A 22,910-nucleotide genomic window follows, 5' to 3' on the forward strand; every position below is an offset into this window, starting at 1 on the left:
CCATGGCGACGACACGCGAGCAGGCGGAGGCGTACGGCTACGCCAACCGCCGCATGATCACCAGCCTCTTCCGGGGCGCCGACGAGGCCCGCCTCGACCCGCGCCGCCGCCTCAACCGCGCGCTGGGCGCGGGCGTCGCGATCGGCGTCCTCATCATGGCCGGCTTCGGGATCGCGGGCTGGCTCGGCGGCGGGCGCGGCCCCGCCCTGCCCGGCAGCGGCGCCGTCGTGGTCGGCGCGGGCGGCGACCCGTACGTCGTCCAGGACGGGGTGGCGCACCCCGCGCTCAACATCGCCTCCGCCCTGCTCGTCGGCGGCGGACAGCTCACCGAGGTGCGGCAGGCGACGATCGACGAGGCGCCCCGCGGCCTCCCGGTCGGCATCCCCGGCGCCCCCGACGCGCTCCCCGACGCCGACGACCTGCTGACCGGTGACTGGACGCTGTGCGCGACCCCCTCCGAGACCGGCGGCGACCCGCTGCGGACCGCCCTGTACGTCGGCGTGCCGGGCGTGCCCGGAGGGCCGGGCGGCCGGGTCGAGCCGGAGGACGGGGCGACGCTGCTGGTGGCGACGGAGGACGAGCGGCTGTGGCTGCTGGCCGAGGGCCGGCGCCACGCGCTCGAACCGTCCGTCAGGGACCTGCTGGGCCTGCCCCAGCAGCCGGTGCGGCTGCCGGCGGACGTCGTGGCCACCGTTCCCGAGGGCCCGCGCCTGAGCACTCCCGACGCGGGCGCGGGCGCGGGGACCGACGCCGGCGAGGAGCCGGCCGTCGAGCTGCCGTTCGACGCGGCCGTGGGCGACCTCGCCCACACGGCGGGAGCGGGCGCCGCCACCCAGCACTTCGTGGTGCGCCCCGACGGGCTGGCCGCGGTCTCCGAGCTCGTCCACACGCTGCTGGCGGCCGAGGCCGGGGCCGACCACGCGATCAGCGCCGCCGACGCCGCCGAGGCGCCGCGCGTGACCGAGACCGTCGGCGACCCCGCGTGGCCCCGCTCGGTGCCGGTCGCCGACGACCTCGAACGCGACCAGCCGGTGTGCGTCAGCACCCCGCCGGGCGGCCAGCCCGGCGACACGCCCTGGCGGGCCACCGTCCACCTGCCGACGACGATGCCCGAGCCGGAGGACGTCACCGCGGTCGAGGCGGTCGACGGGCAGCGGCTGGGCCTGCTGGACCGGATCTACCTGCCGGCCGGCGCGGGTGCCGTGGTCCGTTCCACCGCCTCCGCCGGGACCGTGGGCACGTACACCCTGGTCACCGACGGCGGGGTGGCCTACCCGTTCGCCTCCTCCGACGCGCTCGAACGCCTCGGCTACGACCCGGCGCGGGCGCCGGCCATGCCCAGCGCGTACGTCGGGCTGCTGCCGAGCGGCCCCGTGCTGGACCCGGAGGCCGCGGCACAGGAGCAGCGCGGCACCACCTCGGACGGCGAGCGGGAGAACGACGAGCGGTAGCGGCGGCGGCAGCGGCACGAGCAGCGGAACCAGGAGACCGAGAGAAGGACCGGGAAAGGGGGCGGGAGCCCGTGAACACGACGACGAGGACCACGAGAACCACCAGGACCACGAGGTCGACGAGGTCGACGAGGTCGACGAGGAACACCCCGGCGGACGCGACGCTGAACCTGACAGGCGGCACGACGCCGGACACCACGTCAGACACGCCAGCGCGCCGGACGCCAGACGCGGCGCCAGACGCGGAGCAGGGCACGGCACCAGGAACGACGCCGCGGCCGGACGCGTCGCGGAGGCGCGGCGCGCTGCGGCGCGGCGCGCGGAGGTGGGCGGCCGGGTTCGGCGCCGGCCGGCTGGTGGCGGTCGAGGCCGGCGTCGGCCTCGCCGTCGCCGGCGGCCTGGCGCTGCGCGGCGTCCTCGGCTACGCCCTGGCCGGCGCGGGCGTCGTGGTCGTGGTCGGCGCGCTGCTGCGCCGCCGCGGCGAGTGGGCGGACCGGCGGCTGCTGGCCCGGCTGCGGCGTGGCCGGCTCGCCGTCACGCCCCCGCAGGGCGTCCGCCCGGCCGCCGCCCTGGGCGTGGCGCAGACGCTGCTGCCCGCCCTGACCGTGACGGAGGTCGCCGACCGGAACGTCCCCGGTCCGGCCGGCCTGGGCGTGGTCTCCGACGGGCGTGGCCACGCGACCGTCGCCGCGCTGCCCGGCGGCGTCCTCCCCGACCTGCCCGCGGGCATCGTCGCCCGCTGGCTGGCGGAGGACCCGGCCAGGCCGGCGGCGGCCCAGCTGGTGGTGGAGCAGTTCGCCGTGCCGTCCTGGGACCTCCACCACCGCTTCCAGCCGACGGTCGCCTACCGGCAGTTGGACCGTGGCGGGCGCCCCGTGGCGGTGCGGTCGTGGCTGGTGGTGCGCCACGAGCCGCTCGACGCGCCCGAGGCGGCGGCCCGCCGCGGCGGCGGCGAGGACGGGGCCAGGGCGGCGGCAGCGGCCTGCGCCGCCCGGCTGCGCGCCCGGCTCGCCGCGCACGGCGCCGAGACGACGCCGCTGGGCGCGCCCGCGGCGCGCGAACTGCTGCGGCAGCTGGGCGACCCCGACACCCAGGGCCGCAGCCTGCCGTGGATCTGGGCGAGCGGCACGGCCACCCACTCCACCCTCTCGGTGCGGGTGAGCAGCCAACGCGACTGGCACCGCCTGCTGTCGGGCCTGGCCGACTGCGCCGCCGACCGCGTGGTCGTCGCGGCGACCCTCACGGCCGACGGGCCCGACCTCCGCGTCCAGACGGCCGTCCGGGTCGTCAGCCCGCTCGCGCAGCACGCCGCCGCGCAACGCGACCGGCTCCGCGCGGCCGGCGTCACCGGCGCGCCCGTCGTCGACCAGGCCGCCGGCCTGCTCGCGACCCTGCCCCTGGCCTACCCCGCCCGCCCGCTCGACGAGGCCACCGGCCTGGCGAGCCTGGGTGTGCGACTCCCGAGAGGAGGTCGATGACGATGACGACCAGAGCGGCCACGGCAACGGCCACGGCGACAACGATGGCCACGGCGACGGCGACGGCGCGGGGGACGGCGCGCGCGCACGCCGCGCCCCCGGAGCCCCCGACCCTCCACCTCGCCTCCAGCCGCCCCCGCCCCACACCCGCCTCCCCACCCACGCCCGGCCCGGCGACGCCCGCGCGCGCCGCCGGCCCCGGACGCCCGGCGCGCCCCGCCGGACCGCGTCCGCGCCCCACCACCCCCGACCTGGCGAGCGTCCCGGGCGCCACCTGGGAGGAGGACACCCACGCCCCGTTCGCCCTCGCGCCCGCCCACGCCGGCATCCACCTGGGCACCGGCCGCGACGGACAGCCCGTCACGCTGCCGGCCCCCGGGCCGGAGGGCGTCCGGGTCGCGGTGCTCGGCGAGCCGCTCTTCGGCCGCCTCGTCGCGCTGCGCCTGCTCGCCGCCGGTGCCGTGGTCACCGCCGCGACCCGGGACCCCGCGCCGTGGCAGCCGCTGCGGCACGCCGCCGCCGGCCGCCTGGTCCTCGGCGAGGACCCCGCGGCCTGGCCGCCGCACCCCCCGGCGCCGCCGGGCGTGGGCAGCGGGCCGCAGGCGCTCGTCAGCGACCAGCGCCGCCCTCCGCCGCCCAACGCGGCCGTCGGGCCGTGGCGCACCGTCCTGCACGTCGCCGCCGCCGTGCCCCGGCGCGCCGCGTTCTGGCACCGGCCGGCCGCGTTGCTGGCGTTGGACGCGCGGCACGCCGAGTCCGTCGGCCGCCTCCTCGGCCCGGAGGCCGCCGACCACACCGCGCGGCTCGCCCGGGGCGAGATCATCCTCTTCCGCCCCACCTCGGCCGTCGTCCTGCGCCCGGACATCGCCCCGGGCGAGACGGCGCTGCTGACGCCGGGCCAGGAACGTTCCGCACCCGGCGCGCCGCGCTGACGCCGTACTCCGACGCGGGCCCGGGCCCCGGGCCCGGCCCCGGGCTCGGCCCCGGCCCGGGTGGGCCACCCACCCTCGGCCGGGAACCCTCCCGACGCCCGCCGCCTACGGTCACGCCGACGAGCCTCATGGCTCCGAGGCCCCGCCCCCCACGGCGAACACCACGAGGGGCCGGGCCGAGCAGGGAGAACCCAACGAGGAGGAGAGGACTGTGAGGCACACCCGTTCAACCCGGTCCGCGCCCTGGCGGCGCCGCCCGGCACTGGCGACCGCCGCCGCCCTGGCCACCGGCGCCGGGCTGCTGGCCGTGCCGGCGATGGCGCAGGCCGCCGACGTGGAGCTCACCCCCGACGCCGACGGCGTCTCGGCCAGCACCAGCGACGAGAACGTGGCGGCCAACGCCGTCGACGGCGACCTCCGCACCCGCTGGTCGGGCGAGGGCGACGGCGCCTGGCTCGAACTGGACCTCGGCTCGACCGAGACCGTCACCGAGGTCAGGCTCGCCGTCCACCAGGGCACCACGCGCCAGAACGTGTTCGAGATCCAGGCGTGGGACGGATCGGGCTGGCAGACGGTCTACGACGGCGAGAGCAGCGGCACCACGACGCAGCTGGAGACGTTCGCGTTCGAGCCCGTCGAGACGTCCCGCATCCGGTACCTGGGCCACGGCTACGAGGGCGAGGGCGAGGGCGACTGGAACAGCCTGACCGAGATCGAGGTCTGGAGCGGCGACGGGGACGGGGACGACGGTGGCGGGGACGACGACGACCCGCCGCCCACGGCGGAGGTCCCGGCCGACGTCCTCGACCTGAGCAACTGGAAGGTCACGCTCCCCATCGGCGAGGAGGAGGACCCGACCGAGATCTTCCAGCCCGAGCTCGCCAGCTACTCCCACGACGAGTACTTCACCGTCACCGAGTCCGGCGACGGCGTCCGTTTCCGCGCGCCCATCAACGGCGTCACCACCGGCGGCTCCAGCAACCCGCGCTCCGAGCTGCGCGAGATGGTCGAGGACGGCAGCGACGAGATCGCGTGGTCCGCGACCGAGGGCACCCACACCATGACGCTGCGGGAGGCGTTCACCAGCGTGCCCGAGGGGGACCGGCCCTACGTCGTCGGCGCGCAGATCCACGGCGGCGATGACGACATCACGGCGCTGCGGCTGGAGGGCTCCGAGCTCTGGATCACCGACGGCGACACCCGCCACCACCACCTGATCACCGACGACTACGAGCTCGGCACCTTCTTCGAGTTCCGGTACGTGGTCAGCGACGGCGAGATCGACGTCTACTTCAACGGCCAGCTGGAGACGACCCTCGAGAACGAGGACTCCTCGAACTACTTCAAGGCCGGCGCCTACACCCAGGCCAACTGCGAGAACGCGAACGGGCCGTGCAGCGACGACAACTACGGCGAGACCGTGATCACGGACCTGGCCGTCAGCCACGGCGACGGCTCGGACGACGGCTCGGACGACGGGTCCGGCGACGGTGACGGCGACGGTGACGGTTCCGACGACTCGACGCAGGCCGCCGTGCGCTACGACTGGGGCACCCCCCACCCGATCTCCGACGAGTTCGACTACACCGGCGCCGTCGACCCCGAGCGCTGGGACGTTCCCTCCGGTGAGGAGGGCGGCACGCCGCAGTGCTGGCCGGGCCACGCCGACAACGGCCGCCGCTGCGGCAAGAACAGCGTCGTCGGCGACGGCATCCTCACCATGACGGGCGAGGAGAACGGCGACACGGGCTGGATCCGGCAGAACCTCGACACCCAGTACGGCCGGTGGGAGATCCGCTCCCGCTCGCGGAACGTCGGCGACGAGGGCGGCCTCTACCACCCGCTCCACCTGATCTGGCCCACCGCGGGCAACCGGCTGGAGAACGGCGAGTACGACTGGGTCGAGTACTCCGACCCCGACGCCGACTGCCTCTCCGGCTGGCTGCACTACCCGCAGAGCCCGACCGACGAGAAGGAGCGCGTCGAGCACTGCCCGATGGACATGAACGAGTGGCACAACTTCGCGTTCGAGTGGACCCCGGACGAGCTCGTCGGCTACGTCGACGGTGAGGAGTGGTTCCGGCTCGCCGACGGCGCGAACGAGGACCGCGGGAACATCCAGGACATGCCCCTGGGGAACCTCGTCATCCAGCTCGACAACTTCACCGGCGACGGCGGCCTGCGCCCGGCGGTGTACGAGGTCGACTGGGTGCGCTTCTACGAGGTGAACTGACACCGCGCCAGCACACTCACCACCACAACTCTCACCAGCACTACCCTCACCACCGCGTGAGCCGGGGTCCCCGCCCGGTCCGACCGCACCCCCGGTCGACCGGGCGGGGACCCCTCCCCGTCCCCTCGCCGAACAATGAGGCGCGTCCGGTGCTCCGTACCGAGGAGGGGAACCAGTGACCACGCCGTTCGACGCTCCCGACCGTTCACCGAACCCGGGCCCCGACCCCGTCCCCGACCTCGACCGGGACGGGGACGGGGACGGGGACCGCCCCTCCGAGCCGTCGCCCGCCCACCGCACCCGCCCCCGCGACCCGCTCGCCGCAGCGCTCGCGAACGCCTCCCTCCTCAGCGTCGGGTACGTGCTGCTCCGCCGCTGGGGCACGGCCCTGCTCACCGTGTCCGTCACCGCCGGCCTCGTCGGCGCCATGGCCCTGGACGCGGACAGCGCCTGGCCACGCGTCACGCTGCCGGTCTGGTGGGCGGCCCTGACCCTCCACGGCTGGTACCTCGCGCGGCTGACGGCGCGCGGACCCCACCCCGCCGCGCCGTTACCCGAGCAGCCCGCCGCCCCGCCCGGCACCGGGACGGTGGCGCAGCGCGGCATCGCGGTCGGCGCCGTGGCCGTGGTGGCGCTGACGCTGGTCTCCTTCCGCGTGGGCGCCGCCGAGATCGAGCGGCGGGCCGAGCAGGCCCACCGCGACGGCGACTGCGAGCGGGCCGTGTCGCTGCTGGAGGGTCTGTGGGCCGGCCACCGGCTGACCGATCCCGGCCTCGTCGACCGCGCCGAGGACAGCGTCGCCGCCTGCGAACTGCTCCGGGACGCCGAACAGCAGGAGCACTTCGACCGCCTGCGGGCCGCGGAGACGCTGGAGCACTACGAGGCCCACCCCGCCGCCCTGTGGGAGGGCGCACCCGGCCGCCGCGCCGACCTCGTGCTCGCCGAGGCCGCCGAGGAACTCGACTCCGCCACCGCCGGCGACCTCGACGCCCTGGCGACCGGCTTCGAGCACCTCGCCACCGTCCTGACCGAGCAGCCCGGGGAGGCGGACGCGGTCGAGGAGGTCATGGACGGGTTCCTCGGCGCGCTGCCCACGGACGACGCCTGCCACACCCGGCGGATCACCGACTGGCTCGCCGGCAGGACGCCCCACCACGACGTGCTGGAGCGCGCCGCCGACGTCGTGCCGGCGGTCGCGCCCGCCGCGATCGTCGCGTGCGGGGACGAGGCGCTCGCGGACGAGCGCTGGACGGAGGCACGCGACCAGTACCGGCAGCTGCTGGACCAGTACCCGGGCCACGACCTCGCCGCCCAGGCGTCGGCGGGCGTCGAGGAGGCGGAGACCGCGATCGAGTTCGAGCGCTTCCGCGACCTGCTGCGTCCCAGCGTCGCCGGGACCGAGCCCGCGTACTGCGACGACCCCGTCCCCTACCGGGGCGCGGAACCGTACGCGGGCGGCGGACCCCACCCGGCGCTGCACTTCGGCCACCCCGACCACCGCAGGGACCTCCCCGACGCGTGGCGGGCCGACGGCGCCGAGGACGCCGTGATCGTGATCTGCGTCGGCGACCAGGACCGGGGCTCGGCCGTCGAGACCTGCCCCTACGAGACGGACACCACCGCGTCCGGCTACAAGAACGTGACGTTCCACAACGAGCGCTTCGAGGTCCGCGTCTACGAGGTGCGCACCGGGCGGCTCGTCCACGACACCCGCGTGGAGGTCACGGGCGCCAGCTGCCCCTCCGTCATCTTCTACGAGTACTACGGCGAGGACCCCGGGCCGCCCTCCACCGACTACGTCACCCCCACCCGCGACGACGTCCGCGACGCCTACGCGCCCTTCGTCACCCCCTGAGCCGAGCCGAGCCGCCGCCGTGGCCCGTCGCCCCGCGGTCCGTCGCCCCGCGGTCCGTCGGCACGCGGTCCGTCGCCGGCCGGTCCGTCAGCGCCAGGACGCCCGCCGCCAGGGGCAGCACCGCCACGGCGGCCAGGGCGGTCCGCGGGTCCACGGACCGTGACAGGGTGCCGACGGCCGCCGCCGCCATCGCGCCGCCGACGAAGCACGCCTGGTTGAGCAGCCCCGTCGCGCCACCCCGCGCGGCCGGCCCCACCCGCTGCGCGATCCGCGCCGTCACGACGACCTGCGTCACGGCGAACGCGCACAGCGCCGCCGAGGCGGTGACCACGACCACGGCGCTGCCGTCCACGACGGCGGTGAGGGCGAGGCAGCCGGCCGTGGCGAGCGACGTCACGGCGAGGAGCAGCGTCCCGACGCGCACCGTGGCGGCGGACGCGCGGCGCGCCAGCACCGCGCCGACGACGCCCCCGGGCAGCAGCGCCGCGCCGACCACCAGCACGTCCCACCCGTAGCGCAGCACCAGGATCTGCGGCGCGGCGAACACGGTGGCGAACAGGGCCCCGAAGACGCCCACGCCGAGCCCGACGGTGCGGAGCACGACCGGGTCGGTGACCAGCGGCCTCGGCACGAAGCCGTCGGCCCGCCGCCTGACCCGCGCCACCAGCGCCGCGAGCGCCGACGCGGCGAGGACGGCGAGCGGGACGGTGGCCGCCGCCGGCAGCCCCAGCGTCGGCGACTGGACCACCACCAGCAGGCAGGAGGCACAGGCGGCGACGAGCCCCGCGCCGGCCGCGTCGACCGGCCGGCCGGATCCCGCGCGGCCGGCCATCGGCAGGCACAGCGCGAGCGCGCCGAGCGCGAGGCCCGGCAGCACCAGCGTCACCCGCCAGCCGAGCCCGTCCGTCACGACGCCCCCGGCGAGGGTGGCGGCGGCCGAGAAGCCGGCCATCGTGCCGCCGAAGCCCGCGAGGACACGGGGCCTTCGCTCGGGTGGGAACGCGGCGACGAGCGCCACGGCCCCCGAGGTCGTCGCGCCCGATCCCGTGGCCAGCGCGAGCCGTCCCGCCACGAGCAGCGGGAGGTTCGGGGCGAGCAGGCAGACGAGCGTGCCGAGCCCCAGGGCGAACGCGCCGAGCAGCAGCGCGAACCGCACCCCGCGCGCGTCCGCCAGCCGCCCCGCCACGGCGGCGCCGACGCCGAGCGCGAGGGCGTGGACGGTCAGGACCCAGGCGGTGGCGGACGGGGCCGCGTCGAGGGCGCGTCCGACGTCGGGCAGCGCGAGGCCGGCGGCGGTGACGCCGAACACGGCGGGGCCGCCGAGCAGGCCCAGCCGCACCCCCGCCGTGGCGGGGGAGCCGGCGTGGCCGGGGGGCGGGGCGCCGTGCGGGGACGGGGACATGGGGTTCCTTTCGGCCGTGGAGAGCCGACGCCACCCGGCGCCGGGCGCCGTCAGCCTGGCCGGGCACCGCCGCGCGGCCCATCCCGCAGGTGGGGGATGGGCCCCGCCGCGCCGTTCCCGCAGCATCGACGGCGCGGCCGACCGGGGCGGCCCGCCCGACGCGCCCCACGCGTTCGGCACGCGCCGCGCCCGTCCCCGCCACCGCACCACCGCCACCGCACCACCACCCAGGCACACCAGCACGCGAAGGAGTCCCACGCATGCAGGCCATCGTCGTCACCCACCACGGCGGACCCGAGGTCCTCCGCCACGTCCACGACCACCCGGACCCCGAGCCGGGCCCCGGCCAGGCGCTCGTCGACGTCGCCGCGATCGGCGTCAACTTCGTCGACGTGGCCCACCGCCGCGGCGTCTTCCCCGTGCCGGCACCCTTCGTCCCCGGCGTCGAGGCCGCCGGAACGGTCACCGCCCTCGGTCCCGCCGTCGACGCCGGCGTCGACGGCGCGCGTCCCGACGTCGCGGTCGGCGACCGCGTGGCGTGGGCCATGGCCGGCGGCGTGACCGACGCGCACGGCGCCTACGCCCAGCGCGCCGTCGTCGCCGCCGACCGCCTCGTCCACGTGCCGGACGAGCTGCCGCTCGACGTGGCGGCCACCGTCCTCATGCAGGGCATGACGGCGCACTACCTCACCCACGACACCCACGCCGTCGGCCCCGGCGACACGGTCCTCGTCCACGCCGCGGCGGGCGGCCTCGGCCGGCTGGTCACCCAGTACGCCGTCGCGAGAGGCGCCCGCGTCATCGCCACCGCGTCCACACCCGAGAAGCGCGACGTCGCCCGCGCCGCCGGCGCCCACGAGGCGGTCGCCTACGACGACATGCGGCTCGCCGTGGCGAGGCTGACGGGCGGTGAGGGCGTCTCCGTGGTCTACGACGGCGTCGGCGCGCCCACGCTGGAGGCGAGCCTGGCGAGCCTGCGCCGCCGTGGCCTGCTGGTGCTCCTCGGCGCCGCCGGCGGCCCGGTGACGGCCCTGGACACCGGGCGGCTCCTGCACGCCGGCTCGGTCTTCCTCACCCGCCCCGGCCTTCCGCACCACGTCGCCGACCGGGAGGAACTCACGCGCCGCGCCGGCGCCGTCTGGCGCGATCTCGCCGCCGGAACGCTGCGCGTCACGGCCCACAGCCGCCCCCTGGCCGAGGCCCGGCTGGCCCACGAGGACCTTCAGGCGCGCCGCACCACCGGCAAGCTCCTCCTGGTGCCGTGACGGACCGGCGCCGGACCGCTGCCGTGACGAGGCGAACGACGACGGGAACACGCGGGCGCACCCGCGGCGTTGACCCCCACATGGCCGAGACGCCCCCGGCGGGGACGGACCGACGCACCCCGTGGCGCCGCGAGCTGCTGCTGGAGCGCGCCGAGCAGGCGCCCGACGCCCTCGCGCTGTTCGCGGTCGTCTCGGCGCGGCTGCGCCGGATGCTGCCGTTCGACGCCGCGATCTGGCGGGCGACCGACCCCGTCACCGGCCTGATGACCGCGCCGATCCGCGTGGAGAACCTGGCCGAGGGCGGCTGCACGGCCTACTGGGGCACCGAGGCGTCGCCCGAGGCCGTGATCCCCTTCCGCGAACTCGCCACCGCGGCCAGCCCGGCGGCGGCCCTCGGCGAGGCCACGGCGGGCAGCCCGGAGCTGAGCCCGCTGTACGAGGCGTACCTGCGGCCCCGTGGCCTCGGCGACGAGCTGCGCGCCGTGCTGCGCGTCGGCGGCCGGCCGTGGGGCGCGGTGAGTCTGTTCCGCGAACGCGGCCGGCCGGCGTTCACCGCCGCCGACACGGCGTTCCTCGCCGGGCTGTCCGGGCCGCTCGCCGCGCGGCTGCGCTCCTACGCGCGCCCGGCCGGCGAGCCCGTCCCGCTGCCCCCCGACGGCGGGGGCGCGGGGCTGCTGCTGTTCACGCCGGAGGGCCGGGTGGTCTCGGCGAACGACGCCGCCTGGCGCCACCTGGCCCGCCTGCCGCGGGTGGCGGCGAGCGGCGCGGCCGTGGGGCGCGGCGGAGGCGTCGAGGAGGTCCCCGTGTGGATCAGGACCCTCGCCGCGGCCGGCGAGGGCCGGCTGCGGGTGCGGGACCTCGACGACCGCTGGCTGCTCTGCCACGCCTCGCGCCTGGACGGCGAGCAGGGCTTCACGGCCGTCGTCCTCGAACCCGCGCCCGTGTCGGAGGTGGCGCGGCTGGTCGTGGAGACCTACGGCCTCTCCGCGAGGGAGCTGGAGATCACCCGCCTGATCAGCGCGGGCGCCACCACCGGCTCGATGGCCGAACACCTCGGCATCTCCCGGCACACGGTCCGCGACCACGTCAAGGCGGTGTTCGCGAAGGTCGGCGTGACGAGCCGGGGGGAGCTCGTCGCGAGGCTCTTCACCGAGCACCTCGAACCGGCCGCCCTCGCCCACACCGTGCGCGTCACCACCGAACCCTGACCGTCGACCCCGAACCGTCGACCCCGGCCGTCGACCCCGACCGTCGGCCCTGGCCGAGCCGGGCGGGCCGCTGTACGATCCTCGCGATGACTTCTCACCTCCTCGCAAGATGGGGGGACCCGTTCGCGCAAGGTGAGTGCTGATGGCCACTCACGTCGCGAACGAGGACCCGCGTCCCTCCCTCTCTGCTTCTCTCCCTCCCCTTTCCTCTCCTTCCTCTCCTTCGTGTTCTCCTGCCTTCTGGCTGTCCCTCTGGCTGCGCGTGCGCGAGTTCGCCGTGCCGCCCTCGATGATCGAGACCGCGACGGCCCGCCGGCGCGTCGGTGACTGGGCGGGAGCGTGCGCCGCCTCGCACGTCGACGTCGATCTCGGTCTTCGTTCCGTCGCACGCCGTCACGGCCGGGAGCTCGCCTCCCGCGTCCGGGCCGACCTCCGCCACCTGGCGCCCGACCTGCTGCGCTGGCACATGCCACGGATCGCCCCCGACGGGCTGCTGCGGCCGGGACTGACCGTCACGCTCGCCCGCTACGAGGTCGGCGACGGCGACGGTGTGCCGACGGTGCACCTCGTGGCCAGGACGGCGCCGGCCTGGGCGGACGCCGGGCAACGGATCAGCCTCGCGCTGTGGGAGCCGCCCGGGCCGGCGGGACCCGCCGGCCCCGGGACCGGAGCACACCCCCGTCCACACCACCATCCACACCCCCACCCCAGCCGGCGCTTCCGCCTCGACCTCCACCGTCACCTGTGGGACGCGCGCCGGGCCGGCGAGCTGCGGCTCCGCTCCGCGGCCGAGCGGCCCGCCGTCGACCGGTGGGCGGCCGAGGCGGCGATCCTGCTCCGCGCCGAGCGTCGCGCCAGCGGCTCCGTCCTGGTGCGGCTCGGCGCCCGGCGCCGGCTGCTCCTCGACCTGGCCGCCGACGGCGGCGACCGCGCCGGGCCACCCACGGTGCGGATCACGGCGGCGCCCCGGCACGGGCGCGGTCGCGCGGTGCCGGTCCTGCCCGACGCCGCGACCTGGGCGCCGCCCGACGTCGAACTGCTCCGCGCCGGCCTGATCACCCCCGACCGGCTGCACCCGCTGGTCGCCGAGGCGCTCGCCCCGGGCGGCGCCCCGGCCGGGACGCCCCGGACCGGGCACGGGGCGGCGACGCCGTCGTACCTGGTGGAGTGCCGGGGCGAACAGCACAGGATCGGGCTCGTCGACGGGGCGTTGGCGGCGCTCGACCACGACCCCGACGAGGTCCGCCGGGAGGAGCTGCTGGCGGCCCTGACCGGCACCCCGCTCCCCTGCCTGCGGGTCATCGACGAGCTGCACCGCAGCCCCGACTCCCTCTCCGGCATCCGCGAACAGCTCAGGCACGGCGACGTCACCGGCGCGCTGGCCGTCGTGGAGGGACTGCTGGGCCCCGAGGCGCGGCTGCGGGAGGGCGAGCTGCGGGACGAACTGGAGGCCGCCGCGCGACGCCGCGTCGTGCACGGCCTGTTCAGGGCGGGGCTCGTCGGGCCGGGGCCACGGTCCGGCCGCAACCGCCCGGCCACGAGGCGGCCGGCCGACCACCTCCACCACCCGCGCCACGCCACCGCGCGCTGACAGCCCCTCCCCGCTTCTTCTCCTCACTTCTCCTTCTTCTCGTTCTTCCTCCCCTTCTTCTCCGTCCTCCCGTCCCTGCTTCAGGGACCCCACGAAACCCCAGGTGATGACGCATGCCGACGCCCACCCTCTCCGCCCCGTCAGCCCTGCCGCCCGCCACGTCGGACGCCTCCCAACTCGTCGTCGCCGGCGAGCTGCTGACCCTGCTGCGCGACACCACCACGGAGCCGCGCCCCGACGTCCAACTGGAAGCCCTGACCCTCGCCGTGGCCGCCGACCTGCCCGTTCTCCTCTGGGGCGAGCCGGGCATCGGCAAGACCGCGGCCCTGACCCAGCTCGCCGCCGCCCTCGACCTCCCCCTGACCACCGTGATCGCCAGCGTCCACGAGCCGTCCGACTTCTCCGGCCTGCCGATCGTCGGGGACGATCCCGCCGAGCAGGGCGTCCCGATGGCCCCGCCCGACTGGGCCGTACGCCTCGTGCGCGCCGGCCGGGGACTGCTCTTCCTCGACGAGCTGTCCACCGCGCCCCCGGCCGTGCAGGCCGCCCTGCTCCGCCTCGTGCTGGAGCGGCGCATCGGCGCCCTGCGGCTGCCGCCCGAGGTGCGGATCGTGGCCGCCGCCAACCCCCGCTCCTCGGCCGCCGACGGCTGGGAGCTGAGCCCGCCCCTGGCCAACCGGTTCGTCCACCTCCAGTGGACCCACGACCACGAGGTCGTGGTCCGCGGCCTCGGCGGCACCTGGCCCCGGGCGACCCTGCCCCGGCTCGACCGCCGGGCGCTGCCGGCCGCCGTGTCCTTCGCCCGCCGCGCGGTGTGCGAACTGCTCGCGGCCCGGCCCGGCCTCGTGCACCGCCTGCCGGACAACGAGTCCCGCCGCGCCGGCCCCTGGCCGTCGCCCAGGAGCTGGGACATGACGCTGCGTCTCGTCGCCTTCGCGACCGCGGCCGGCTCAGACCGCGACGTTCTCTCCCTGCTCGTCAGGGGCACGGTGGGCGACGGCCCCGGGCTCGAACTCCTCGCCAGCATCGACCGGATGGACCTTCCCGACCCCGAGACGCTGCTGGCCGACCCGGCCGGTGCCGTCCTGCCGGAACGGGGGGACCTGCGCCAGGCCGCGCTCGACGGCGTGGTGGCGGCGGTGCGCGCGCGTCCGGAGAGGTCCCGGTGGGACGCGGCGTGGGCGCTGCTGGTCCGGGCCGTGGAGACCGGGCCGCCGGACCTCGTCGTCGTTCCCGCGTCCACGCTGGCGGCGCTGCGCCGCGAGGACTGGGACGTTCCCGCGTCGATCGAGGGGCTGGTCGGCGTCGTGTCCGTCTCCCGCCGAGCGGACCGGGCGGCGACCTCCTCCGCCTCCCTCCCCCGGTCCGGCCGATGACCCGGACCCCGACGGCCCACGCGCCGACACCCCAGACCCCACCGTCCCGGGGCGTCCCGCCCCATCCCGCCCTCGACCTCGACAAGCTCTACGCCGCCCGCCTCCACGCCGCCCGCGTCCGCCCCTACCTCGCCACGGCCCTGTTCGCCCTCCACGTCGTCCCCTCGCGCCGGGTGCCGACGATGGCGGTCGACCGGCACTGGCGGTGCTACGTCTTCCCCGCGTTCGTGGACCGGACGCCGCTGGAGGAGCTGGCCGGGGTGTGGGTCCACGAGGTGTCGCACCTGCTCCGCGACCACCACGGGCGCTCCGACCGGTTCGCGCGCGACCACGGCCTGACGGGCGCGGCCGAGCGGCTGCGCATGAACATCGCGGCGGACTGCGAGATCAACGACGACGCCTTCGGCGACGGGTTGGCGCGACCCGAGGGAGCCGTCACGCCCGCGTCCCTCGGCCTGGGCCGGGACAAGCTGATGGAGGAGTACCTGCGCCAGTTCCGGCTCGGCCCCCACACCCAGGGCATGGCCTGGCTGGACTGCGGCAGCGGCGCCGACGGGCTGGAGCGGGAGTGGGACCTCGGCCCCGACGGCGCGCACGGCCTGAGCGACCAGGAACGGGACGCGGTCCGCTTCCGCGTCGCGCAGGGCATCACCGCCGAGCCCGGCACCGTTCCGCGCGGCTGGCGCCGCTGGGCGGAGGAGGCGTTCCACCCGCCGCAGCCCTGGCGGGACCTGCTGGGCGCGGCGGTCCGCTCGGCGGTGTCGGGGCCCGGCGTGGGCGAGGACCACAGCTACGGCCGGCCGTCGCGGCGCTCCGCCGGCGTGCCCGGCGCCGTCCTGCCGAGCCTGCGCCGCCGACCGCCCCGGGTCACGGTCATCGTCGACACCTCCGGCTCGGTCAGCGACCGCGAACTCGGCAGCGCCCTCCTGGAGGTGGCCGCGATCGCCCGCGCGGTGGGCGGGCGCCGCGACCTTGTCACGGTGATGTCGTGCGACGCGGCGGCCCAGGCCGTGCACCCGCTGTGCCGCGCGGAGGGCATACCGCTGGTGGGAGGCGGCGGCACGGACCTGCGTACGGGCTTCGCCAGGGCGCTGCGCGCCCGCCCCCGGCCCGACGTGATCGTCGCGCTGACGGACGGCCAGACGCCCTGGCCCGACGCCAGGCCCTCCTGCCGGACGGTCGTGGGCCTCTTCCCCCGGCGGTCCGCCCGGTCGTGGAGCGAGCACCACGCCGACCGCCTGTCGGACGGGCCACCCGCGTGGGCGCGCGTCGTCGTCATCGGGCCGGACGGCGGCGGGGCGCGGTGACTCCGGGGTGCCCAGGTGCCCGGGGGTGCCGGGGCGCCGGGGGCCGGCGGGGTGCCGGGGGCCGGCGGGGCCGGCCCGACCCGGCCACCTAACCTTGACCTGCTGCGAAGATCAAAGATCACACTTTCGGAGGATGAGGCATGCGAAACCTGCCGACATTCGTACTCGTTCACGGCGCCTTCGCGAACTCGTTCTCGTTCGCGCCGCTCCAGGGCGAGCTCGCGCTGCTCGGGCACCGCTCGGTCGCGGTCGACCTCCCGGGCCACGGCTTCGAGGCGACCTTCCCCGCCGCCTACCAGGCCCCGCAGGACCTCGCCGCGCTCGCCACGGAGCCGGGGAGCATCAAGGGGGTCACCCTCGCCGACAACGTCGCCCGCGTGGTCGACGTCCTCGAACGCGCGAAGCGGAACGGCCCGACCGTCCTCGTCGGCCACAGCAGGGCCGGCATCACGCTCACCGCCGTCGGCAACGCCCGCCCCGATCTGATCGACAGGATCGTGTACGTCTCCGCCTGGTGCCCGGTCGACCTGGAGGTCAGCGGCTACTACGCCGAGCCGGAGATGGCGGAGGTCGACCCGGGCCTCTTCGCACCGGCGCTCCTCGGGAACCCGGCCGAGCTGGGCCTGCTCCGCACGAACTTCCGGACCGCCGACCCGACGGTGCTCGCCGGGTTCCGGCAGGCCTTCGCCGCCGACCTCACCGACGACGAGTTCCGCACCTTCCTGAACACCTTCCAGCCCGACGAGAACCTCGACGCCGGGACGTCCGCCGACCGGGCGCGGGCGGAGACGTGGGGGCGGATCCCCCGCGCCTACGTGCGCCTCGCCGAGGACGCGAGCATCCCCCTCGCCATGCAGGACCGCATGATCCGCGAAGCCGACGCGCTCACCCCCGACAACCCGTTCGCGGTGCGGACCCTGGAGGGCAGCCACCTGCGCTGGCTCGTCCACCCGAGGCCCGCCGCGGAGACCCTCGCCGACCTCGCCGCCCTCGCCGAGCTTCCGGGGCGCTGACCGCCCGGACCGCCCACCGCCCGGACCGCCCACCGCCCGACCGCCGCCGGCCGGGGCACGGCCGTCAGTCCCACCAGAAGTCCCAGTTGAGGGTGTCGACGAGCCGCTCGGCGTAGGCCTCCAGGGTGTAGGGGCGCTGGCTCTGCCAGACGTTGTCCGGGCAGAACGCGAAGTGCTCGGCGGCGACGCGCAGCGCGTCCTCCCGGCGTCTGGGCGGCGCGGCGACGCCGAGGTGGAGCGTGTCGTGGCCGACGGCGACGACGCGGGCGCCGAAGCGGCGTTCCCAGTCGGCCACGACGGCGGCGTACTTCCCGGTGTCGCCGTCGTAGTTGGCGGGCCCGTGCCAGCCGACGGCGGCGAGGGCGGCGGCACCTGACCCGGCGGCCACGAGGCCCAGCCGCAGGTGGGGCCGGTGGGTGAGGAGATGGGCGGCGTAGCCGGCGGCCGTGTCGTCGGCGTCGGCGTCGGCGTCGGGGTCGGCCCCGGCCGTCGGGAGGTCGGGGGCGAGGCCGGGCCAGTCCTGCCCGAAGGGAGCGGTGACGGCCAGGCGTTCGGCCGGGCTGAGCACGTCCTCGTCCTCCTCGACGGCGGTGTACGTGCTCCACCATCCCGCGAGGAGGTCGGCCGGGTCGTGGGCCTCGGGTGAGCTCGCCTCCTCGGGGAACAGCCCGCCCGACGCCCACGGCGGGTACCCGGCGTCGTCGGGAGCCGAGGAGTCGAGGAGGAGGGGCCACAGGCCGGAGCGCGCGTGGTCGGCACGGAACCGTGCCCACACCTCGACGGAGACGGGCTCGTCGCTCATCCACAGGGTGTGCGCGGTGCGGCCGGCAGGCCGTGGGGGTTCGGACGTCACGCCGGGACGCTAGACCACCGCCCCGCCGTCGCCCTCGCCGGGGCGGAAACTCCCGGGCCCGCCCCGGGCCCGCGCCGGTACCGTGCGGGCATGCCCTTCCCCGACGAGCTCGGTCCCCTCGCCGTCGTCGACCACCGGCCCGACTGGCCGGCCGCGTTCGAGGAGCTGGCCGGCCTGCTGCGCACCGCCCTGGGAGACCTCGCGCTCGCGATCGACCACGTCGGCTCCACCTCGGTCCCCGGGCTGCCCGCGAAGGACTGCGTCGACGTCCAGGTGCGGATGGCGTCGGTCGAGGAGGAGGTCGTCGTTCCCCGCATGGCGGCGATCGGCTTCCGCTGCCGGCCCGAGCCGTGGAACCGCGAGGAGGTGACCGCCGGGACACCGCACCGCAAGCTCGTCTTCGCCCCGCCGGTCGGCGGCCGGGCCTGCAACGTCCACTGCCGGGTGAACGGCGCGGCCAACGCCCGGTACGCGCTGCTGTTCCGTGACTACCTGCGGGCGGACCCGCGGGCCAGGGACGCGTGGGGCGCGTTCAAGCGACGCCTCGTCGTGAGCGTCCCCGACCTCCTCGACTACGGCCAGATCAAGGCGCCGGCCACCGAGGTGCTGATGGGCGCGGCCGAGCGATGGGCCACGCAGACGCGCTGGTCCGTCCCCTGACCGCGCGAGCGGCGCCCGCCCCCCGGCACGCGAGCACGGCCCCGCCCCTGCGCGCCCCGGCCGGTGTCACCGGGAGCCGGCGCACAGCGCGCGGTCGACCAGGTCGACCATCGCGGCCTCCCGGCGGTCCTGCCCGGCCTCGTCGGCGGCGTCGACGCTGTTGGTGACCACGGTCACCGCGCGGCCGCCGTCCGCTGTGACGCCGTTCTCGCCGTAGTAGCCGAGGGCCAGGCCGCTGTGGTGCCAGGAGAAGCCGCCGCAGCTCAGCTCGCGGCGCTCCAGCCCCAGGCCGTAGCCCCGCGCCCCCGGCTCGCCGGGAAGCTCCCGCACGGTCAGCATCTCGGCGAGTTCCGCCGGCTCCAGCAGCTCGCCGCCGAGCAGGGCGGACAGGAAGCGGTTGAGGTCGCGTGGCGTGGAGACGAGCGCTCCTCCGGCGCTGGCGGCCGTCGTGTTGAACACGGTGGTGTCCACGCGGGTGTCGACGGTGGTGTCGACGCGGCGGCCGTCCTCGGCGTAGGTGTGGTAGCCGCGCAGGAAGGGCGCGGTCATGGTCGGGTCGTCGCCGGGCAGCTCGGTGTCGGTCAGGCCGAGCGGCACGATGACGCGGTCGCGCACCTCCCGTTCCCAGGAGTGGCCGGTGACGCGCTCGATGATCATGCCGGCGAGGATGTAGTTGGTGTTGGAGTACGACCACTCCGCGTCGGGATCGAAGTCCGGCGGGAAGCGCATCGCGCCGGCCACCAGTTCCTCGTCGGCGTAGTGCCGCAGCCGGTTCGCGTGGAAGCCGGCGGCGGAGTAGACGGCCGGCAGGAGGTCGGGGGCGAAGTAGTCCGGCACGCCGCTGGTGTGCTGGAGGAGCTGGCGGACCGTGACGCGGCCGCCGTCGTTGTCGTTGCCGGTGACCACGCCGGGCAGCCACTCCTCCACCGTGTCGTCCAGCGACAGCTCGCCCTCGCCGACGAGTTGCAGGACGACGGTGGCGACGAACGGCTTCAGCGTGCTGCCGGCGCGGAAGCGTGCCCCGGGGTCGGCGGGCGCGCCCGTCGCCAGGTCGGCGGTGCCGCTGCCCGCGGCCACGGTGCCGTCCGGGGTCAGGAGCACGGCCGTGGCGCCGACGGCGCCGGCCCGGTGGAGGGCGTCGACGTCCCGTTGCAGCCCCGTTGAACCATCGCCCGCGGCGCCCGCGGCGCCCGCGTGGCGCGGTTCGCCGGCGACCGCCGCCGGTCCCGTGAGGCAGAGGAGCGCGGCACACCCCGCCGCCGTCACCGTCGCGGCCACGCGGCGCCGGGCGCGGCGCCGGGAGCCGGGCCGAGGCTCGCCAGGGGAGTCAGTGGTGGCGACCGTGCCGTTCCTGTCATCGATCATGCGAGCCAGCCTCGCCGGCCCGCGCCCTGGCCACCATCAGGGCAGCTCCCCGGTGGGGGGTGGGGGTAACCCGAGAGCGTTCCACGCGGCGGGATCTGGCTGTCGGACGCGCCGCGTGGTTCACCGGCGGGTCTAGGCGCCGCTTCCGTTCCGGATCGGTGCCCCGACCGCGTGGAGGTGGCGCAGCGCCTCGCCCCACGACGCGAACAGCCCCGTCTCGTGGTACGGGACGCCCAGCTCCGCGCAGTACCGCTTGACGATCGGCGCGGCCTTCCGAAGGTTCGGGGACGGCATCGACGGGAAGAGGTGGTGCTCGATCTGGTAGTTGAGCCCGCCGAGCGCGATGTCCTTGACCAGGCCGCCGGTCACGTTCCGCGAGGTGAGCACCTGGCGGCGCAGGAAGTCCAGGCGGACGTCGCCGCTGAGGGTGGGCATGCCCTTGTGGTTCGGCGCGAAGCAGGCGCCGAGGTAGACGCCGAAGATCATCTGGTGCAGGAGGATGAAGGCCACGGCCTTGCCGGGGGAGAGGACCAGGAAGATCGCCCCGAGGTACGTGATCACGTGCGCGACCAGCAGTCCCCCCTCCAGGCCGCGCCGCTTCATCGGCGCGGAGCGCAGCGCCCGGAAGCTGGCGACGTGGAGGTTGAAGCCCTCCAGGGTCAGCAGGGGGAAGAACAGCCAGCCCTGGATCCGTCCGACGAACCGCGGCAGGCCCTTCGCCGCCCGCGCCTGTTCCTGCGACCACACCAGGATCTCCGGCACGACGTCCGGGTCCAGGTCCTCGTGGTTGGGGTTCGCGTGGTGGCGGGTGTGCTTGTTCATCCACCAGCCGTAGGACATCCCGACGCCGAGGTTCCCGAACAGCCGGCCGCCGACCTCGCTCGGTCGCCTGCGGGCGAATATCTGCCGGTGCGCGAGGTCGTGCATCGCCAGCGCCAGCTGCCCCCAGGACAGCGCCATGAAGGCCGCGACCGCCAGCTGCCACCAGCTGTCGCCGAGCACCGCGAAGGCGACCCAACCGCCGACGAACGCCGCCGCCACCAGGGACAGCCGCACCGCGTAGTAACCGGGCCGTCGGTTCATGAGTCCCGCCTCCGCGATCCTCCGCGAGAGCCGGGAGAAGTCACTGCCCTTCTGCCCCCCTGGCGGAGCGTTCGTGTCGGGAGTGATCTCGAGGTTCGTAGTCATGGGAGGCAAGTCTGGCGGACACTGGGGCTCCGCGCGCACCGGTCCGGCCCCCTTTCACCCTGTGGTTGGCACCCGTAACCGTGGTGGTGCTGGGTACACCCGGGCCCGCAAGCCCCCTGTGGCCGCCGCTCGCACCGTTCCTGACCTGCGGGGATGCTGGGCGGGCCGGCTCGCGCCGCCGCGGGAGACGACCGCTGTGAGGGCCGCGGGCCGGCTCTGGGCCGATCACGTGATTCTTCTCCCGACCACCACGGAATCCGCTCGTCCGCGGCCACCGGCCCGCCGTGGGGTGCGTCACGGCGGGCCGGTGACGGCTCACGAGGGGCTGCCGTAGCGGGCGGCGTGGTCCGCCCGCAGGGCCGCGTCGAACTCGGTGATGCGGGCGCCGAGCGCCGCCACGATCTCCGGGTGGTGACGGGAGAGGTCGTAGGTCTCCCCGGGGTCGCGGGCGAGGTTGAACAGCTGCGGGAGCTCCTCGGTGGCGGAGAAGCCGCGGCCGGTGAAGTACGGCCCGGGGACGCGGCGCACGTGGAGCTTCCAGTCGCCGCGCCGCACCGCGTTGCAGTTGCCGAGGGACGGCGTGGACCGGTCGTCGTAGTAGAAGACGTCGCCGCGGTCCACGGGCCGGCCGCTGGTCAGGGCGGGCAGGATGCTGCGGCCGTCGATGACGCGGTCCGGGTCGGGCTCGACGCCGGCCGCTTCGAGCAGCGTCGGGAGGACGTCGACGAGGCAGGCGGGCTCGCGGTAGGTGACGCCGGCCGGCACGACCGCCGGCCACTCCACGACGAACGGCACGCGTTGGCCGCCCTCGTACGTCTCGGCCTTCCGGCCGTACAGGTCCCCGGCGCTGCCGACGTACCACGGCCCGTTGTCGCTGGTGAAGATCACGCAGGTGTTCTCGCGGACGTCGAGCGCGTCGAGCTCGTCCAGCAGCACGCCCAGGTAGTGGTCGATCTCCTCCACCGAGTCGCCGTGCGGGCCCGCCGCCGAGCGGCCGGCGAACTCCGAGGCGAGCGGTTCGTGCGGCTGGGTGTGCGCGAGGTAGACGAAGAACGGCTGGTCGGCGTGGTCGCGGACGAAGGCGATCGCCTCCTCGGCGTAGCGCCGCGTCAGGACGGACTGGTCCGGTGGCTGCTCGACGATCTCGCGGTCGTCGTACAGCGGCAGCGGCGTCATGTCGTTGGAGTACGGCAGGCCGAAGTAGCGGTCGAAACCGTGCTCCATGGGGTGGAGCGCGGGGTCGACGGCGGGGTTGCCGAGGTGCCACTTGCCGATGTGGGCCGTCGCGTAGCCCGCGCTCCTCAGGTACTCGGCGAGCGTCGTCTCCTGGGCCGCCAGACCGTTGGTGTGGTCGGGGAACAGCACGTTCGCGAGGTTCACGCGCGGCGCGTAGCAGCCGGTCAGCAGCGCGGCGCGGGACGGGGTGCAGGTGGGGGCGCCGGCGTAGAAGTCCGTGAGGCGCATGCCGCGGCGCGCCATCCCGTCGATGACGGGCGTGCGCACCAGCGGGGAGCCGTAGCAGCTCGGGTCGCCGTAGCCGAGGTCGTCGCAGTAGACGACGAGGACGTTGGGGGCCGCGCCGTCCGCGGCGCGGGCGGGCGTGGCCGCGGTGGCGCCGGCCAGGGCCGTGAGGCCCACGGCGCCGGAGCCCTGGAGGACGGCCCGCCGGGTCGGGGACGGGGGTGTCGGGGCTTTGGGGGACGTGGGGGGCGGGGGGGGCGTGGTGTTCATAC

At 76.3% G+C, this 22,910-nt stretch carries 17 protein-coding genes; 12 read left to right on the top strand and 5 right to left on the bottom strand.

Annotated elements, in window-relative coordinates; genetic code table 11:
- Nucleotides 1-2 precede the first annotated feature (2 nt).
- From eccB to ACTWP5_RS20935, 5 genes are all read left to right on the top strand, one after another.
- A complete protein-coding gene (gene eccB / locus ACTWP5_RS20915; RefSeq protein ID WP_443222567.1) occupies nucleotides 3-1,451 on the top strand; it encodes a type VII secretion protein EccB in 1,449 nt (482 codons plus the stop codon).
- 356 nt (nucleotides 1,452-1,807) lie between these two features.
- Nucleotides 1,808-2,929 carry a type VII secretion protein EccE gene (locus tag ACTWP5_RS20920; protein ID WP_443222568.1) on the top strand — a complete coding sequence of 374 codons (1,122 nt, stop codon included), beginning with the start codon at nucleotides 1,808-1,810 and terminating at the stop codon, nucleotides 2,927-2,929.
- A gap of 2 nt (nucleotides 2,930-2,931) precedes the next feature.
- Nucleotides 2,932-3,861: a hypothetical protein gene (locus ACTWP5_RS20925; protein ID WP_443222569.1), complete on the top strand. Its 930-nt coding sequence runs from the start codon at nucleotides 2,932-2,934 to the stop codon at nucleotides 3,859-3,861.
- A 211-nt stretch (nucleotides 3,862-4,072) separates the two neighbouring features.
- Complete coding sequence (locus ACTWP5_RS20930) at nucleotides 4,073-6,094, top strand: polysaccharide lyase family 7 protein (protein WP_443222570.1); 2,022 nt, start codon at nucleotides 4,073-4,075, stop codon at nucleotides 6,092-6,094.
- 175 nt (nucleotides 6,095-6,269) lie between these two features.
- Nucleotides 6,270-7,949, top strand: coding sequence for a hypothetical protein (locus tag ACTWP5_RS20935; RefSeq protein WP_443222571.1), 1,680 nt, complete (start codon nucleotides 6,270-6,272; stop codon nucleotides 7,947-7,949).
- Here ACTWP5_RS20935 and ACTWP5_RS20940 read toward each other — a convergent pair.
- Entirely contained in the window at nucleotides 7,939-9,351 is a 1,413-nt protein-coding gene (locus ACTWP5_RS20940; protein ID WP_443222572.1) for an MFS transporter, read from the bottom strand. The two genes, ACTWP5_RS20935 and ACTWP5_RS20940, sit on opposite strands and share 11 nt — an antisense overlap.
- A 260-nt stretch (nucleotides 9,352-9,611) precedes the next feature.
- Between ACTWP5_RS20940 and ACTWP5_RS20945 the strand changes: the two genes are divergently transcribed.
- The 6 genes from ACTWP5_RS20945 (at nucleotide 9,612) to ACTWP5_RS20970 (ending at nucleotide 17,111) form a co-directional block, all read left to right on the top strand.
- Nucleotides 9,612-10,616, top strand: coding sequence for a quinone oxidoreductase family protein (locus ACTWP5_RS20945; RefSeq protein WP_443222573.1), 1,005 nt, complete (start codon nucleotides 9,612-9,614; stop codon nucleotides 10,614-10,616).
- Nucleotides 10,617-10,696: 80 nt separating this feature from the next.
- Nucleotides 10,697-11,824 (top strand): helix-turn-helix transcriptional regulator, encoded by a 1,128-nt coding sequence (locus ACTWP5_RS20950; RefSeq protein WP_443222574.1) that lies wholly within the window; start codon nucleotides 10,697-10,699, stop codon nucleotides 11,822-11,824.
- Nucleotides 11,825-11,966: 142 nt separating this feature from the next.
- Complete coding sequence (locus tag ACTWP5_RS20955) at nucleotides 11,967-13,415, top strand: hypothetical protein (protein ID WP_443222575.1); 1,449 nt, start codon at nucleotides 11,967-11,969, stop codon at nucleotides 13,413-13,415.
- A 113-nt stretch (nucleotides 13,416-13,528) separates the two neighbouring features.
- Nucleotides 13,529-14,791 carry an AAA family ATPase gene (locus tag ACTWP5_RS20960; RefSeq protein WP_443222576.1) on the top strand — a complete coding sequence of 421 codons (1,263 nt, stop codon included), beginning with the start codon at nucleotides 13,529-13,531 and terminating at the stop codon, nucleotides 14,789-14,791.
- Nucleotides 14,788-16,098 (top strand): vWA domain-containing protein, encoded by a 1,311-nt coding sequence (locus ACTWP5_RS20965; protein WP_443222577.1) that lies wholly within the window; start codon nucleotides 14,788-14,790, stop codon nucleotides 16,096-16,098. The genes ACTWP5_RS20960 and ACTWP5_RS20965 overlap by 4 nt, the downstream gene beginning before the upstream one ends.
- Before the next feature lie 140 nt (nucleotides 16,099-16,238).
- Nucleotides 16,239-17,111: an alpha/beta hydrolase gene (locus ACTWP5_RS20970; RefSeq protein ID WP_443222578.1), complete on the top strand. Its 873-nt coding sequence runs from the start codon at nucleotides 16,239-16,241 to the stop codon at nucleotides 17,109-17,111.
- A gap of 64 nt (nucleotides 17,112-17,175) precedes the next feature.
- Here ACTWP5_RS20970 and ACTWP5_RS20975 read toward each other — a convergent pair whose 3' ends face one another.
- Nucleotides 17,176-17,964 carry a DUF4253 domain-containing protein gene (locus tag ACTWP5_RS20975; RefSeq protein WP_443222579.1) on the bottom strand — a complete coding sequence of 263 codons (789 nt, stop codon included), beginning with the start codon at nucleotides 17,962-17,964 and terminating at the stop codon, nucleotides 17,176-17,178.
- Nucleotides 17,965-18,054: 90 nt separating this feature from the next.
- Here ACTWP5_RS20975 and ACTWP5_RS20980 point away from each other — a divergent pair, with 90 nt between their 5' ends.
- Nucleotides 18,055-18,624, top strand: a complete 570-nt coding sequence (locus ACTWP5_RS20980; protein WP_443222580.1) for a GrpB family protein — start codon at nucleotides 18,055-18,057, stop codon at nucleotides 18,622-18,624.
- Nucleotides 18,625-18,690: 66 nt separating this feature from the next.
- Here ACTWP5_RS20980 and ACTWP5_RS20985 read toward each other — a convergent pair whose 3' ends face one another.
- From ACTWP5_RS20985 to ACTWP5_RS20995, 3 genes are all read right to left on the bottom strand, one after another.
- Nucleotides 18,691-19,989, bottom strand: coding sequence for a serine hydrolase domain-containing protein (locus ACTWP5_RS20985; RefSeq protein WP_443222581.1), 1,299 nt, complete (start codon nucleotides 19,987-19,989; stop codon nucleotides 18,691-18,693).
- Between the two features lie 132 nt (nucleotides 19,990-20,121).
- The gene (locus ACTWP5_RS20990) at nucleotides 20,122-21,177 is read right to left on the bottom strand and encodes a fatty acid desaturase family protein (protein WP_443222582.1); all 1,056 of its coding nucleotides are present in this window, start codon (nucleotides 21,175-21,177) and stop codon (nucleotides 20,122-20,124) included.
- Between the two features lie 315 nt (nucleotides 21,178-21,492).
- A partial coding sequence (locus ACTWP5_RS20995; protein WP_443222583.1) for a sulfatase family protein occupies nucleotides 21,493-22,910 on the bottom strand: 1,418 nt, incomplete at its 5' end.

This window comes from Streptomyces sp. 4N509B (assembly GCF_052245655.1).
In the GTDB taxonomy this organism is placed as follows: domain Bacteria; phylum Actinomycetota; class Actinomycetes; order Streptomycetales; family Streptomycetaceae; genus Streptomyces.

Excerpts from the sequence above, each read along its gene's own strand:
- eccB (WP_443222567.1), top strand. The coding sequence starts at position 3 with ATGGCGACGACACGCGAGCAGGCGGAGGCGTACGGCTACGCCAACCGC.
- ACTWP5_RS20925 (WP_443222569.1), top strand. The coding sequence starts at position 2,932 with ATGACGACCAGAGCGGCCACGGCAACGGCCACGGCGACAACGATGGCC.
- ACTWP5_RS20940 (WP_443222572.1), bottom strand. The coding sequence starts at position 9,351 with ATGTCCCCGTCCCCGCACGGCGCCCCGCCCCCCGGCCACGCCGGCTCC.
- ACTWP5_RS20945 (WP_443222573.1), top strand. The coding sequence starts at position 9,612 with ATGCAGGCCATCGTCGTCACCCACCACGGCGGACCCGAGGTCCTCCGC.
- ACTWP5_RS20950 (WP_443222574.1), top strand. The coding sequence starts at position 10,697 with ATGGCCGAGACGCCCCCGGCGGGGACGGACCGACGCACCCCGTGGCGC.
- ACTWP5_RS20955 (WP_443222575.1), top strand. The coding sequence starts at position 11,967 with ATGGCCACTCACGTCGCGAACGAGGACCCGCGTCCCTCCCTCTCTGCT.
- ACTWP5_RS20960 (WP_443222576.1), top strand. The coding sequence starts at position 13,529 with ATGCCGACGCCCACCCTCTCCGCCCCGTCAGCCCTGCCGCCCGCCACG.
- ACTWP5_RS20965 (WP_443222577.1), top strand. The coding sequence starts at position 14,788 with ATGACCCGGACCCCGACGGCCCACGCGCCGACACCCCAGACCCCACCG.
- ACTWP5_RS20970 (WP_443222578.1), top strand. The coding sequence starts at position 16,239 with ATGCGAAACCTGCCGACATTCGTACTCGTTCACGGCGCCTTCGCGAAC.
- ACTWP5_RS20980 (WP_443222580.1), top strand. The coding sequence starts at position 18,055 with ATGCCCTTCCCCGACGAGCTCGGTCCCCTCGCCGTCGTCGACCACCGG.
- ACTWP5_RS20985 (WP_443222581.1), bottom strand. The coding sequence starts at position 19,989 with ATGATCGATGACAGGAACGGCACGGTCGCCACCACTGACTCCCCTGGC.
- ACTWP5_RS20990 (WP_443222582.1), bottom strand. The coding sequence starts at position 21,177 with ATGACTACGAACCTCGAGATCACTCCCGACACGAACGCTCCGCCAGGG.